Raw genomic sequence first — 14,092 nt, forward strand, 5'->3', positions numbered from 1 at the left:
TCACTCCAGGTTCTGCACTTGTTCGCGCATCTGCTCGATCAGCACCTTGAGCTCGACGGCGGCCTTGGTCGTGCGCGGATCGGCCGCCTTCGAGCCGAGCGTGTTCGCTTCGCGGTTGAACTCCTGCATGAGGAAATCGAGGCGCCGACCGACGGCCTCCTTGAGGCCGAAGATGCGTCGTGCCTCGGCGATGTGCGAGGTCAGACGGTCGAGTTCCTCGTCGACGTCCATGCGTTGGAGTTGCAGGACGATCTCCTGCTCGATGCGGCCCGGATCGGCCGGCTGCTTGATTTCGGCCAGGCGCTGATCAAGGCGCGCGCGTGCGGCGACACGCACCTCGGGCAGGTGCTCGCGCACGCCGGCGACGAGGGCGACGATGCCGTCGAGGCGGTCGCGCAGGAACCCGGCCAGACGCTCACCCTCGCGCTCGCGCGTGGCGATGAAGTCTGCGAGCACGCGTTCGAGCAGCTCGGCCGCGGCAGCGCGCAGGCCTTCGGGATCGGCGGCCTGGTCGCGCAGCACGCCCGGCCAGTCGAGCAGGCTGGCGAAATCCACCCGCAGCGCCGGGAACTTCGCCGACAGCGCCTGCGCGGTCTCGGCCAGTCGATTCAACAGATCATCGTCCACGACCAGGGCCGAAGCGCGCGTAACCGCCTGCTTCAGGCGGATGGTCACGTCGACCTTGCCGCGCGCGAGGCGCGCATTGAGGGTGTCGCGCACGACCGGCTCGAAGCTGCGCAGTTCGTCGGGCAGGCGCAGGCCAAGCTCGAGGTAGCGGTGGTTGACCGAGCGCAGCTCGATGCCGAGCGTGCCCCAGGCGGTCTCGCTCTCGCCGCTGGCGAAGGCGGTCATGCTGCGGATCATCACGCCGGTCCACGGGAACAAGGGCCGGCAATGGTAAACTGTGCGGCCGCTTTGCCATAGCACCTCCCGCATGACCAACCATCCTCGCCCGAGCGGGCGCGCATCCGACCAGTTGCGCCCGGTGTCGTTCGTCCGCCGTTTCACCCGCCACGCCGAGGGCTCGGTGCTGGTGTCATTCGGCGACACGCGCGTGCTGTGCACGGCCACGATCGAGGACAAGGTGCCGCCGTTCCTGCGTGGCAAGGGCGAAGGCTGGCTGACCGCCGAGTACGGCATGCTGCCGCGCGCCACCCACGACCGCACTCAGCGCGAGGCCGCGCGTGGTGGCCAGGGTGGACGCACGATGGAAATCCAGCGCCTGATCGGACGCAGCCTGCGCGCCTGCGTCGATCGCGGCGCGCTCGGCGAGCGCACGATCACCTTCGACTGCGACGTCCTGCAGGCCGACGGCGGCACGCGCACCGCGGCGATCACCGGCGCCTGGGTCGCCCTGGTCGACGCGATCGCCCCGCTCAAGGCGAAGGGTGCGTTCAAGCGCGACCCGATCGTAGGCGCCGTCGCCGCAGTCTCGGTCGGCCTGTGGAACGGCATGCCCGTGCTCGACCTCGACTACGCCGAGGATTCGAGCTGCGACACCGACATGAACGTCGTCATGAACGACGGTGGCGGTTTCATCGAATTGCAGGGTACGGCCGAAGGCCACGCCATGCGCCGCGAGGAGATCGACGTCCTGCTTGCCCTGGCCAGCAAGGGCACCGCCGAACTCTGCGCGCTGCAACGCGCCGCGCTCGAGGCCTGAGCCGCACACCGCACCGGCATGAAACTCGTCCTCGCCAGCGGCAACCGCGGCAAGCTGGCCGAACTGCGCGACCTGCTCGCCGACCTCGACATCGAACTCGTCGCCCAGTCCCAACTCGGCATCGGCGATGCCGAGGAAACCGGCGCGACCTTCATCGAGAACGCGATACTCAAGGCACGCCATGCCGCGCGCTGCTCGGGCCTGCCGGCGCTCGCCGACGACTCGGGCCTGTGCGTCGACGCACTCGACGGCGCACCGGGCCTGATCTCGGCACGCTACGCCGGAGTTCACGGCGACAGTGCCGCCAACATCGCCAAGCTGCTGGACGCGCTCACCGGCATCGAATCGGCACGGCGCGGCGCGCATTTCCACTGCACGCTGGCCCTGCTGCGTCATGCCGACGACCCCGCGCCGCTGCTCGCCGAAGGCCGCTGGCACGGCCACATCCTCGAAGCACCGCGCGGCAGCGGCGGCCACGGCTACGATCCGGTCTTCCTCGACCCGGCCAGCGGTTTGAGCGCCGCCGAACTAGACCCGGCCGCGAAGAACGCGATCAGCCATCGAGGCCAGGCCTTGGCGCGGTTGCGCGAGCTGTTGCGTTCCTGACTTCACGGTGATCCACCCGAGCCGCCTCGGCTGACATCGGCGTCTGCGCGGATCTGGTTTCGGATTTCATGCACGCGCAACGGTTCACCAACACCCGCACAGGACGGTCCCCGTCATTGGGAATCAGAAGGCTGGGGCCGTTGTGGGATTGATCCGAGCATCCCTAGACTTGCCCGATGCCGTTGGCCGCACCACCACTGAGTCTGTACATCCACATCCCGTGGTGCGTGAAGAAGTGCCCGTACTGCGACTTCAATTCGCATGCGCTGCGTGAGGGCATCCCGCTGGGGACCTATGTCGATGCCCTGCTCGCCGATCTCGACGGTGATCTCGCCGACTTCGGCGAAGCGGCGCGACGGCCACTCGCCAGCGTGTTCTTCGGCGGCGGCACGCCGAGCCTGTTCACGCCGGCTGCAATCGGCCGCATCCTCGACGGCGTCGCCGCACGGCTCGCGTTCGCGCCGGGCGCCGAAGTCACGCTCGAGGCGAATCCCGGCACGATCGAGCATGGCCGCTTCGACGGCTATCGCACAGCCGGCGTCAATCGCGTGAGTTTCGGCGTACAGAGTTTCGACGACGCCATGCTCGCGCGGCTCGGGCGCATCCATTCCTCCGACGAAGCGACGCGCGCCATCGATGAGGCCCGGGCAGCCGGCTTCGACAACATCAACCTCGACTTGATGTACGCGCTGCCGCACCAGGACCTCGCCGGCGCGCTGGCCGACCTCGAACGTGCCGTCGCGCTCGCGCCCGAGCACCTCTCGCACTACCAGCTCACGCTGGAACCGAACACGCTGTTCGCGGCCAAGCCGCCGCCGCTGCCCGACAGCGACAGCGCCTGGGACATGCAGGAGCACGGCCAGGCCCTGCTCGCCGCGCACGGCTACCTGCAGTACGAAGTCTCGGCCTACGCACGCGGCGGCCGGCGCTCGGCGCACAACCTCAACTACTGGACCTTCGGCGATTACCTCGGCGTCGGCGCCGGTGCACACGCCAAGCTGACCGACACCACGACCGGCACGATCCGCCGTCGCGCCAAGCAGCGCACGCCGCGCGCCTACCTCGAGCACGCCGCCGGGCCGCGCCGGATCGCCACGGACACCGTGGTCGCCGCCGCCGACCTGCCGTTCGAGTTCATGATGAACGCGCTGCGCCTCGTCGATGGAGTGCCGATGGCGCTGTTCGCGCAACGCACCGGCCTGTCCGTCGATGCGATCGGCGACGCGCTTGCCGAGGGCGTGCGTCGCGATTGGCTGGCCGATGACGGTGAGCAGTTGCGTGCAACCGCTGATGGCCAGCGTTTCCTCAATGACGTCATCGGCCTGTTCCTGCCCGCATGATCGAGTTCGTCGTCATCCATTGCCCGTATTGCGGCGAGGCCTGCGAAATTTCGGTGGACGTTTCCGCCGGTGCCCAGACCTACATCGAGGATTGCGCGGTCTGTTGCCGGCCGATCGAGGTCCGCGTGCGTGTCGACGACGAAGGCAATCTGTCCGATGTGGACGCGCGCAGCGATCGCGACTGAAGCCCGCGGCACGCGCAGCTTGCTTGCGACGACATCTCCCCCCTCCTACACTGCGCGCCCACAGGTGCCTGACTTTGGTCAGGTGAAACGGGAAGTTGGTCCAAAGCCAACGCTGCCCCCGCAACGGTAGGCAAGCCAAAGCCGCGTCGAAACGCCACTGTGCATGCACGGGAAGGCGACGCGGCCGATGCATCCGCATCGCTTGCAAGCCCGGAGACCGGCCTGTGGAGAGCGCCTCATGGCGTTCATGGCTCCAGCGTTGCGGCGGGCAACGGGCGGATCACGGGCGCCCACGCCTCCGTAATTCGTTCTTCCGTGCGCGCGACTGGCTTCGCGGGTGTGCGTACCGGAGAACCTTCCCATGATCAGAACCCAGCTCTTGCGCGCGGGCATCCTCGCCGCGCTCGTGTCGCCTGTCCTCGCCGACGAGGCCAACCTGCAACCCGAGGTCGTCGTCACCGCCTCGCGCGCGCCAACGACCACCAGCGACACGCTCGCCGACGTCAGCGTCATCACCCGCGAGGACATCGACGCCAGCGGCACACACGATCTCAGCGACCTGCTGCGCCTGCAGGCCGGCGTCGACATTGCGCGCACCGGCGGCCCAGGCAGCCAAACCTCGCTGTTCCTGCGCGGCACCAACAACAACCACGTGCTCGTACTGGTCGATGGCGTGCGCGTCGCCGCACTCGGCACTGGTGCGTTCACCTGGGAGACGCTGCCGCTCGACACCGTGGAGCGCATCGAGATCGTGCGTGGCCCACGCGCAAGCTACTGGGGTTCGGATGCGATCGGCGGCGTCGTGCAGATCTTCACGCGCAAGCTGGGCGGCCCGCGCGTCGCACTCGGCTTCGGCACCTATGGTGATCGTTCCGGCAGCGTCGGCTACGGCCATCGCACCGAGCGTGGCGGCTTCAGCGTGCAGTTCGGCACGCGTGACGTCGACGGCTTCCCCAGCCAGAACGAGAACGGCTTCGGTTACGAGCCGAAGGACCACGGTTTCGACAATCGCCATCTGTCGGCCCAGGCTGACACACGCCTCGGCGCGCAGACGCTGTCCGCCAATTTTGTGCGCAGCGAGGGCACCACGGAGTTCTCCGGTGGCGAATCGGACTTCACCCAACAGGCCATCGGCACCACGCTCGAGGGTCCGCTCGGCGAGCACTGGAAACATCGCCTGAGCCTGGGCCAGGCGCGCGAGGACTACGCCACGCCGGTGTACTTCTCGGCCTATGCCTCGCGCCGGACCACCCTTGGCTGGCAGCACGACATCACCCTTGCCGAACGCCAGCGGCTCACGCTCGGCATCGACCATGTGCGCGAGCGCGGCGAGAACCGCGACACCTTCGGCAACGTGCCGGTCTACCGCGAGCATCGCGACAACACCGGCCTCTACGCCGGTTGGCAAGGCGGCTTCGGCGCACTCGACGCCGAACTCGCTGCGCGCCACGACGACAACAGCGAATGGGACGGCCACGCCACCGGCTCGGCCGCACTCGGCTGGCGCTTCGCCGAGGCGTTCCGCGCCTGGGCCAGCCACGGCCAAGGATTCCGCGGACCGACCCTCAACGAGCAGTACTCGCCGGGCTTCGGCGGACTGTTCGCCGGCAACCCAGACCTGCAACCGGAAGAATCGCGCAGCAACGAGATCGGCCTCGAGTTCACGCCGGCCGATGGCCATCGCCTCGCCGTCAATGCGTGGCGGACCCACGTGCGCAACCTGATCAGCTTCAGCGGCGTCGACTTCCAGGCCGAGAACGTCGCACGCGCGAAGATCCGCGGCAGCGCGATCGAGTACGACGGTCGCTACGGCGCCTGGCAGGTCGGCGCCAGCTTCACCTGGCAGGATCCGCGCAACGCCGACACCGACGCACTGCTGCTGCGACGCGCCAAACATAAGGCAACCGCCATCGTCGAGCGCCGCTTCGGTGACGAGTTCAGCATCGGCGCCGAGATGCTGCGCTCGGGCAGGCGCGCCGACGTCGGCGGTATCGAACTGTCCGGATACACCTTGTTTAACATTCGCGCATCGTGGTGGTTGAGCGATGCATGGCGCGCGGTCGCGCGCGTCGAAAACGCTACCGATCGCGGCTACGAGCTGGCCCGCGGCTACAACACGCCGGGACGCGCCGGTCATCTCGAGGTGATCTGGTCACCGCGCTGACCGCTCTGGCGCCGGGCGGGCGCAACCTCCTCCCTGTCCCGGCAGCGTTCCGACATGCGAGAATGCCAGACGGCCCGGGGAGGAGGGGTTCCGTGAACCAGTTCATGAAAAGCCCAAGTGATCCGTCGCGCACGGAAGGGCGCAGCATGCGTCTTGCCGAGCGCGAACTGCCGCCGCGCGTGCGCCGCCTGCTCGATGGCCTGGTCGAGCGTACGGCGTGGTTCGAAGCGCCACTCGGGCAACTGCTCGACGAGGTCGAGCAGTCCCTGTTCAAACAAGCCGATCGAGCGCGCAGCAACGAGCAGCAGACGCGCATGATGGAAGCGATCCGCGAGCTGAAGCGCCGGCGTGGCGATGTCGTTCCGCGCTTCCTCGCCCACCTCGAATCGGTCATCGCGCGTTTCGACCATTCCGACGCGAATGCGAAGCCCGAGACGCGCGTCGGCGGGCCGCGCGGCGGCATGAAGCTCGAACTCGTCGAATCCGCCGACCTCGAACTTTCGCTCGCCATCCAGGACATCGCCAGCAAGGCCGAGATTCGCCACAGCCAGGCCTTGCACGAGCTCGGCCACCGCTTCGGAGTGATTGCCGGCAAGCCGGCCTTCGAACTCGAACAGGTGCCGCTCGGTCCGCTCTCGCTGGCCGAGGCCGTGCGTCACGCCCAGGTGGAGTTCGACCTCGGCACCAACGAGCGCGTGCTGATCTTCCAGGTCTTCGACCGAACGGTGATGACCGCGATTGGCACCTTCTACGACATTGTCAACGGCTATCTCGCCGAGCAGCGCGTGTTGCCGCACCTGCAATACCGCGTGCGCCGCGGTGGCAGCGGCAGTGACGGCGGCGCGGACAATGCGGACGACACGCCCGAGTCCGAAGGTGCAGGCCCGACCGAACCGACGCCGGAGCAGGCCGCCAATGCCGCCGCCGCTGCTGCACGTGGCGCAGCCCCACCCACTGGCGCAGGCATGTCACGCGCGGCAATGCCCATGCCCGGCATGCCCGGAGCAGCACAAACCGGGATGCCGATGCCCCCCGGCATGCCCGCCCAGGCCGGCATGCGCGCCGCAGCCGCCGCACCGCCGGCCATGGCCGGTGCGGACAGCGCCGACTCGAACCTGTTCTCGTCGCTGCGCAGCCTCCTTGCCGACCGCCGCAACGCGCTCGGCATGACCGAACCGCCGCCCGGTTCGACCTACCTGGCCACGCGCGACGACCTGCAGTCGGTGCTGAGCAGCCTGCAGGCGCATCCTGCCGGTCCGGCTGGCGGCAAGTCCGCGCCACCGCGTGACATCGGCCACCTCAAGCAGGATCTGCTCAAGCGCCTGCGCGAACGCAGCCCGCAGGGCCAGACAGCCTCGCTCGCGCTCGAGGATTCGGACACGATCGACCTGGTCGGCATGCTGTTCGACTACATCGGCCAGAACCTGTCCGGACGCAGCGCCACGCGCGATCTCATGTCCAAGCTTCAAGTCCCCGTGCTGCGCACCGCGCTCGGCGACAAGAACTTCTTCTCCCAGCGCAACCATCCGGCCCGCCTGCTGCTGAACAGCATTGCCGAAGCCAGCGTGTTGTGGCTGGACGACGACGACCCGGACCGCGGCTTCGTCGACAAGATGACCGCCCTGGTCGATCGCGTATCGCATGAGTTCGATGGCAACCTGTCGCTGATCGAGGACATGCTCGGCGACCTCAGTCGCCACATGGCCCAACTCGGCAAGCGCGCCGAGATGGCCGAGCGCCGCCACGTCGATGCCGCCAAAGGCCGCGAGAAACTCGAACTCGCGCGCGAGCGCGCTACCATGGCCGTGTCGCGCCTGCTCAAGCGGCGCACGCCCGCGCCGGCCGTACGCACGGTGCTCGAGCGGGCCTGGGCGGATGTTCTCGCGCTGACCATCTTGCGCCAGGGCGAAGACAGCCCGAACTATCGCCGCCGCCTCGCCGTCGCCGACCAGCTCATGCGCATCGGCGACGAGGACGCTGCGACCGGCAAGCCAGCGCCAATCAATGCGACGCTGCGCGACGAAGTGCGCACCGGCCTGACCCAGGTCGGCCTGCACACTGACGAAGTCGAGAACATCGTCGGCGAGCTGTTCGAGCCGCAGAAGGAAACTGCCGAAGCGAGCGAGGCGGAGGTCGCGCAAGCGCTGAAGAGCAAGCCGCGCCTTGGCGGCGAGACGGGCGCCAGCGATGAACCCGCCAAGCCGACCTCGCCGCTGAACGCAGAAGAGCAACGCATGCTCGAGCACATCCGCACGCTGCCGTTCGGCACCTGGTTCGATTTCGTCACCAACCAGCAAGGTGCATCCGTTCGTCGCAAGCTGGCGTGGTTCTCGACCGTCACCGGCCGCTGCCTGTTCGTCAACCAGCGCGGAGCGCGCACCGACGAACGCTCGATGGAGCAACTGGCGAAGGACCTGGTGAGCGGCCAGGTGCGCCTGCACAAGCCCGAACCGACCAACTTCATCGACCGTGCCTGGCAGGCGATCATGGCCAAGCTGCGCGGGCTGACCGGTGATTCGCATGCGCCGGCTGCGGCGACGACCTGAGGAACCCGCGATGAGCAAGCACCGCCGCCGCTCGCCACGCAAGACAGCGCATGTGGCAATCAACGTGACCAACGCGATGACCGGGGAACCGATGGGCCGGATCGGCAACCTGTCGGCCGACGGCATGCTGCTGGTCTGCAATCGCAAGGTGGCCGACAACGCCCTGTTCCAGCTCAGCTTCGAACTGGTCGACGCCGACGGCGTGCCGCGCATGATCGAGGTCGGCGTGCACGAACAGTGGAGCGAACCGGCCAATATGCCGGGTCACTTCTGGGTCGGTTTCCAGTTCATCGACGTTGCCCCTGAGGACGTCGCCACGATTTCCTCGTGGCTCGGCGACAACAACGAGTGACGCCATGCTCCCGCGACGGGAGCGGCGTAGGAAACGGCCGTAGGAAACGGCTTCTGCCGTGATGCCTTGGCCGTACAACCCCGCAACGAAGAAGCATCACGCCTGAAGGCGTTTCCTACAGGCAGATGCCCTGCCCTGTGCGCGAATCCTTGCTTCAAACCGCACGCCCGTAGGCGCGCATGAACAGGTCGACCGTCGCCTCGAGGTGGGCATCGATGTCGGCTTCACTGGTCGCGGCAACACAGCATCCGCACAGCAGGCGCGCATGTAACTCGCCCTTGAGCAGGCAGAAGAACTGCGACGCCGCGCGCGTCACGTCATCGATATGGAGGCGACCGCGTTCCACTTCTCCGTTCAGGAAACCGGCCAGTCCGGCCTGCAGCGTCTGCGGCCCGGCCTCCCAGAACATCTGGGCCAGCTTGGTCGAACTGCCCGTACCAGCCGTGAGCAGGCGATGCAGGGCAATCGATTCATCGCTGGTAATGAGGGTGAAGAACGCATGCGCGATCGCCATGAGCTGATCGCGCGTTGAGCCGCGCAGCGGCATCTCGAACAGCTCGGGCGGCATCAACTCCAGGCATTTCGCCCGCACGGCCTCGACGAACAGGCTTTCCTTGTCACGGAAGTGGCTGTAGACGGTCAGCTTGGAAACGCCGGCCGCCGCCGCGATCGCATCCATGCTGGTGCCCTCGAAGCCGTTCTCGGGGAACAGGCGCTTGGCCGCATCGACGATGGCGGCGCGCTTTTCGAGGTCTTTCGGTCGGCCTGGGCCGCTGGACCTGGGCAATGGGCTGCTCATCGAAATATAGTGAACTGTCCGGTTTTATTTAATTACTATACCACATAGTTCATCAACGTCGCGGTCAGGGAATTGTAACCATGCCCCGGACACCCGTCCCGCTACACACCGTCGCAGCCTTGCTGGCCGCGCTGCTCGCCACCGGCTGCGCCAGCCAGGCAGAAGCGCCGCAGCCACGGCTGGCACGAGTCGCGCACCCGACAGCCAGCGCCGATGCCACCGTCGCGGTCTTCCCTGGCGAAGTTCGCGCGCGCTACGAGAGCACGCTGGGCTTCCGTGTTCCCGGCAAGATCAGCACGCGCAAGGTCGATACCGGCAGCCACGTGCACAAGGGCGACCTGCTTGCCGAACTCGACCCACGCGATCTCGAACTCAGCGTCGCCAGTGCGCGCGCCGCGCTCGTTTCCGCCGAAGCGAACCTCAAACTGGCCGACAGCGAGCACGAACGCTACGTCGCGCTCTACGCAAAGCGCTTCGTCAGCCAGTTCGAGCGCGACGCCAAGGCCAATGCACTGGAAGCGGCGCGTGCTGTCGCCGCCGAGGCGCGGGCACAGCTCGACACGGCACGCAACCAAGCCGGGTATACGAGCCTGCGCGCCGACGCCGATGGCGTGATCACCGCCGTCGCAGCAGAGCTCGGTCAGGTCGTCGCCGCCGGGCAGCCGGTGTTCACGCTCGCTCACGACGGCGCCATCGAAGTCGAGATCCATATTCCGGAGAACCAGGTTGCGCTGAATGCGCCCGGACGCGACGCGCTGGTCGAACTGTGGGCCGAGGCAGGCCGGCGCGCACCGGCCCGAATCCGCGAAGTGGCACCGGGTGCCGACGCGGTCACGCGCACCTATCGCGTGCGCGTGGCCTTCGCCGACGACAGCCTGGCGCCGCGCCTGGGCCAAACCGCGCGCGTCTACTTCGGCGATACCGGCGGTGCCGAGCGCTGGCGCCTTCCGCTGAGTGCGCTGCACGAGAAAGACGGCAAGCCTGCACTGTGGCGCCTCGATCCGGCGACACGCCAGGTGCATCTGGTCGATGTCGGCGTGTTGCGCTACGAGGACGACGGTGTGCTGATCGACCGGGGCATCGATGCCCAGGCCTGGATCGTCACCGCCGGCGTGCATCGCCTGCGCGAGGGCGAGGCGGTCGTGCCGATCGACGCCGACAACCGCCCGATCACCTTCTGATCGACCACCCGACCCTTCATCGGCTCCCCGCGTGCCGCCGGCGTCCTCCCTCCCCGCCGGCGGCACGATGAGGAGCCACCTGCCTCCGAGCGGACCCATGCACGCCTTCAACCTTTCCGCCTGGGCCCTGCGCAACAAGCCCCTGGTGCTCTATGCGATCGTGCTGCTCGGCGCGATCGGGCTGTGGTCCTACCGCAGCCTCGGCCAGGCCGAGGACCCGCCGTTCACCTTCAAGGTCATGGTCGTGCAGACGCTGTGGCCGGGCGCCACCGCGCTGGAGATCTCGCAGCAGGTCACCGAGGCCATCGAGAAGAAGCTGCAGGAACTGCCTGAACTGGACTACCTGCGCAGCTATTCGCGGCCCGGCGAATCGCAGGTGTTTTTCATCGTCAAGGATTCGATCGCGTCCGCGCGGGTGCCGGATGTCTGGTACCAGGTGCGCAAGAAGGTCGGCGACATCCGCACGCAGTTGCCGGCGGGCATCCACGGTCCGTTCTTCAACGACGAGTTCGGCGAGACCTTCGGCAACATCTACGCCCTGACCGGCGACGGCTTCGACTATGCCGACCTGCGCGAGTATGCCGAGCGCATCAAGCTCGAGCTGCTGCGCGTGCCGAACGTGGCGAGGATCGAGTTGATCGGACGCCAGGACGAGAAGATCTTCCTCGAGGCCTCGAACGCGAAACTGACCATGCTCGGCATCGGCTACGCCGATCTGAAGCGCACCCTCGAGACGCAGAACGCGATCGCGCCGGCCGGCAGCTTCGAAACCGCGAGTGATCGCATCTACCTGCGCACCAGCGGCGCACTCGACTCGCCGGACGCAATCCGGGAACTGTCGATCCGTGGCGCCAACGGCCGCCTGGTGCGCATCGGCGACATCGCTGAAGTCCGCCGTGCCTACGCCGACCCGCCGCAGCCACGCATGCGCCATGCGGGCAAGGAGGCGATCGGCATCGCCGTGTCGATGCGCAGCGGCGGCGACATCATCGCGCTCGGCCACGACCTCGAAGCCGCCACAACCCGTATCGGCCGCACACTCCCGGTCGGCCTGGACCTGCACAAGGTCTCCGATCAGCCCGCCGCGGTGAGCCGTTCGGTCGGCGAGTTCGTGCGCACGCTCGCGGAAGCTGTTCTGATCGTTCTCGTCGTCAGCTTCTTCTCGCTCGGCCTGCGCAGCGGCTTCGTCGTTGCCGTTTCGATTCCGCTGGTGCTGGCGACGACCTTCGCCGCCATGCACTACTTCGGCATCGGCCTGCACAAGATCTCGCTCGGCGCACTCGTGCTCGCCCTCGGCCTGCTCGTCGATGACGCCATCATCGCCGTCGAAATGATGGCGATAAAGATGGAACAGGGCATGGACCGCGTGAACGCAGCGGCATTCGCCTATACCTCGACGGCGTTCCCGATGCTGACAGGCACCCTGGTCACCGCCGCAGGCTTCCTGCCCATCGCAACCGCGAAATCGGGTACCGGTGAATACACCCGGGCAATCTTCGAGGTGGTGACGATCGCCTTGCTGCTGTCGTGGATCGTCGCCGTCGTGTTCATTCCTTATCTCGGCTACAGGTTGCTGCCGGACCCGCACGCCACGAAGCCCCCAGCGCGCAGTCGCTTCGGCCTCCGCCTGGCGGCGGCACGCTCGCGCCTGCCGGCATGGTTCGGCGGTGCGGCGCCGCAGTCGACGCAGGGTCACGACCCCTACGCCACACCGTTCTACCGACGCTTCCGCGCACTCGTCGACTGGTGCGTCGACCGGCGCAAGTTGGTCATCACGACCACCCTGCTGGCATTTGCGGTGTCGGTGTTCTGTTTCCGCTTCGTCCAGCAGCAATTCTTCCCGGATTCGACACGCCCGGAACTGCTGGTCGACCTCAAGCTGGCCGAGGGTTCCTCGCTCGATGCAACCGAAGCACAGGTGCGCAAGCTCGAAGGCTGGCTGGGCAAACGCGACGAACTCGAGAACTACGTGAGCTATATAGGCACCGGCTCGCCGCGCTTCTATCTGCCGCTCGACCAGCAACTGCCGCAGGCGAGCTTCGCCCAGTTCGTCCTGCTCACCCGAGGCATCGATGAACGCGAACGCCTGCGCCACGACCTGCTGCGCCTGTTCGAGCAGGATTTCCCCGAAACGCGAGCGCGCGTGGTGCGCCTCGAAAACGGCCCACCGGTCGGCTATCCGCTGCAGTTTCGCGTGTCCGGCGAGGACTTCGGCCGCGTGCGCGCGCTGGCGCGCGAGGTCGCCGATGTCATGCGCACACATGCGCACGTGCGCAACGTCAATCTCGACTGGGAGGAACCGAACAAGGTCGTGCGCCTGATCATCGACCAGGAACGTGCACGCGTGCTTGGCGTGAGTTCCGAGGACGTCTCCGGCTTCCTGCAGGCTTCTCTCAACGGCGTGCCGGTCACGACCTACCGCGAGCGAGACCAGCTCATCGGCGTGCTCCTGCGCGGCACCGCGGAGGAGCGCGCCCGCCTGAGCCTGCTGCCGAGCCTGTCGGTGCCGACTGCCTCCGGCCAGGGCGTGCCGCTCGCCCACATTGCCACGCTCGAATACGGTTTCGAGGAGGGCATCATCTGGCGACGCAACCGTCTGCCGACCGTGACCGTGCGCGCCGACACCGACGGCAGCCTGCAGCCGGCCACGATCACCGCACGGATCCTTCCCGACCTTGAGCCCCTGCGCGCGAAACTGCCGGAAGGCTACCTGCTGGAAACAGGCGGCGCGGTTGAGGAATCGGCCAAGGGCCAGCGCTCGGTCAACGCCGGCCTTCCGTTGTTCCTTGTCGTCGTACTCACCCTGCTGATGCTCCAGCTGCGCAGCTTCCAGCGCGTGCTGATCGTCGTGCTGACCGCGCCGCTCGGTCTGATCGGCGTGGTCCTGTTCCTGCTCGTGCTGCGCGTGCCATTCGGCTTCGTGGCGATGCTTGGCACGATCGCGATGTTCGGCATGATCATGCGCAACTCGGTGATCCTGGTCGACCAGATCGAGCACGACATCGGCGCCGGCAGTCATCCGCGGGACGCAATCGTCGACGCCACCGTGCGCCGCTTCAGGCCGATCGTGCTCACCGCGCTGGCTGCGATCCTGGCAATGATTCCGCTCTCGCGCAGCGCGTTCTTTGGGCCGATGGCGGTCGCCATCATGGGCGGCCTCAGTGTCGCCACCGTGCTGACCCTGCTGTTCCTGCCAGCGCTGTACGCGGCCTGGTTCCGTGTGCACCGCGAACCAGCCGTGACCACGCCCAATTGA

11 protein-coding genes and 1 riboswitch are annotated in these 14,092 nt (G+C 67.5%); of the genes, 9 read left to right on the forward strand and 2 right to left on the reverse strand.

Going from position 1 to position 14,092, the window contains the following annotated elements; translation table 11 throughout:
• Complete coding sequence (locus tag KF907_RS01095; RefSeq protein WP_291217270.1) at positions 1–864, reverse strand: YicC/YloC family endoribonuclease; 864 nt, start codon at positions 862–864, stop codon at positions 1–3.
• A gap of 70 nt (positions 865–934) precedes the next feature.
• Between KF907_RS01095 and rph the strand changes: the two genes are divergently transcribed.
• From rph to KF907_RS01130, 7 genes are all read left to right on the forward strand, one after another.
• The gene (gene rph, locus KF907_RS01100; RefSeq protein ID WP_291217273.1) at positions 935–1,663 is read left to right on the forward strand and encodes a ribonuclease PH; all 729 of its coding nucleotides are present in this window, start codon (positions 935–937) and stop codon (positions 1,661–1,663) included.
• Between the two features lie 18 nt (positions 1,664–1,681).
• Positions 1,682–2,269 carry an RdgB/HAM1 family non-canonical purine NTP pyrophosphatase gene (gene rdgB, locus KF907_RS01105; RefSeq protein WP_291217276.1) on the forward strand — a complete coding sequence of 196 codons (588 nt, stop codon included), beginning with the start codon at positions 1,682–1,684 and terminating at the stop codon, positions 2,267–2,269.
• Between the two features lie 176 nt (positions 2,270–2,445).
• A complete protein-coding gene (hemW, locus tag KF907_RS01110; protein ID WP_291217278.1) occupies positions 2,446–3,609 on the forward strand; it encodes a radical SAM family heme chaperone HemW in 1,164 nt (387 codons plus the stop codon).
• Positions 3,606–3,794: a CPXCG motif-containing cysteine-rich protein gene (locus KF907_RS01115; RefSeq protein WP_291217281.1), complete on the forward strand. Its 189-nt coding sequence runs from the start codon at positions 3,606–3,608 to the stop codon at positions 3,792–3,794. The genes hemW and KF907_RS01115 overlap by 4 nt, the downstream gene beginning before the upstream one ends.
• A 46-nt stretch (positions 3,795–3,840) precedes the next feature.
• Positions 3,841–4,034, forward strand: a riboswitch (cobalamin riboswitch).
• Positions 4,035–4,155: 121 nt separating this feature from the next.
• Entirely contained in the window at positions 4,156–5,958 is a 1,803-nt protein-coding gene (locus KF907_RS01120) for a TonB-dependent receptor domain-containing protein (RefSeq protein WP_291217283.1), read from the forward strand.
• Between the two features lie 92 nt (positions 5,959–6,050).
• Positions 6,051–8,504, forward strand: a complete 2,454-nt coding sequence (locus KF907_RS01125) for a DUF1631 domain-containing protein (protein ID WP_291217285.1) — start codon at positions 6,051–6,053, stop codon at positions 8,502–8,504.
• A gap of 10 nt (positions 8,505–8,514) precedes the next feature.
• Entirely contained in the window at positions 8,515–8,856 is a 342-nt protein-coding gene (locus KF907_RS01130) for a PilZ domain-containing protein (RefSeq protein ID WP_291217288.1), read from the forward strand.
• A gap of 154 nt (positions 8,857–9,010) precedes the next feature.
• Here the strand turns inward: KF907_RS01130 and KF907_RS01135 are convergent, their stop codons facing one another.
• Positions 9,011–9,655, reverse strand: a complete 645-nt coding sequence (locus KF907_RS01135; protein WP_291217291.1) for a TetR/AcrR family transcriptional regulator — start codon at positions 9,653–9,655, stop codon at positions 9,011–9,013.
• An 80-nt stretch (positions 9,656–9,735) separates the two neighbouring features.
• Here KF907_RS01135 and KF907_RS01140 point away from each other — a divergent pair, with 80 nt between their 5' ends.
• Entirely contained in the window at positions 9,736–10,836 is a 1,101-nt protein-coding gene (locus tag KF907_RS01140) for an efflux RND transporter periplasmic adaptor subunit (protein WP_291217293.1), read from the forward strand.
• A 97-nt stretch (positions 10,837–10,933) separates the two neighbouring features.
• Complete coding sequence (locus tag KF907_RS01145; protein ID WP_291217296.1) at positions 10,934–14,092, forward strand: efflux RND transporter permease subunit; 3,159 nt, start codon at positions 10,934–10,936, stop codon at positions 14,090–14,092.

The organism is Dokdonella sp., assembly GCF_019634775.1.
In the GTDB taxonomy this organism is placed as follows: domain Bacteria; phylum Pseudomonadota; class Gammaproteobacteria; order Xanthomonadales; family Rhodanobacteraceae; genus Dokdonella.

Bases quoted from the DNA above. Each gene is read 5' to 3' on its own strand.
- KF907_RS01130 (WP_291217288.1), top strand. From the start codon at position 8,515: ATGAGCAAGCACCGCCGCCGCTCGCCACGCAAGACAGCGCATGTGGCA.
- KF907_RS01135 (WP_291217291.1), bottom strand. From the start codon at position 9,655: ATGAGCAGCCCATTGCCCAGGTCCAGCGGCCCAGGCCGACCGAAAGAC.
- KF907_RS01145 (WP_291217296.1), top strand. From the start codon at position 10,934: ATGCACGCCTTCAACCTTTCCGCCTGGGCCCTGCGCAACAAGCCCCTG.
- KF907_RS01115 (WP_291217281.1), top strand. From the start codon at position 3,606: ATGATCGAGTTCGTCGTCATCCATTGCCCGTATTGCGGCGAGGCCTGC.
- hemW (WP_291217278.1), top strand. From the start codon at position 2,446: ATGCCGTTGGCCGCACCACCACTGAGTCTGTACATCCACATCCCGTGG.
- KF907_RS01140 (WP_291217293.1), top strand. From the start codon at position 9,736: ATGCCCCGGACACCCGTCCCGCTACACACCGTCGCAGCCTTGCTGGCC.
- rdgB (WP_291217276.1), top strand. From the start codon at position 1,682: ATGAAACTCGTCCTCGCCAGCGGCAACCGCGGCAAGCTGGCCGAACTG.
- rph (WP_291217273.1), top strand. From the start codon at position 935: ATGACCAACCATCCTCGCCCGAGCGGGCGCGCATCCGACCAGTTGCGC.
- KF907_RS01120 (WP_291217283.1), top strand. From the start codon at position 4,156: ATGATCAGAACCCAGCTCTTGCGCGCGGGCATCCTCGCCGCGCTCGTG.
- KF907_RS01095 (WP_291217270.1), bottom strand. From the start codon at position 864: ATGATCCGCAGCATGACCGCCTTCGCCAGCGGCGAGAGCGAGACCGCC.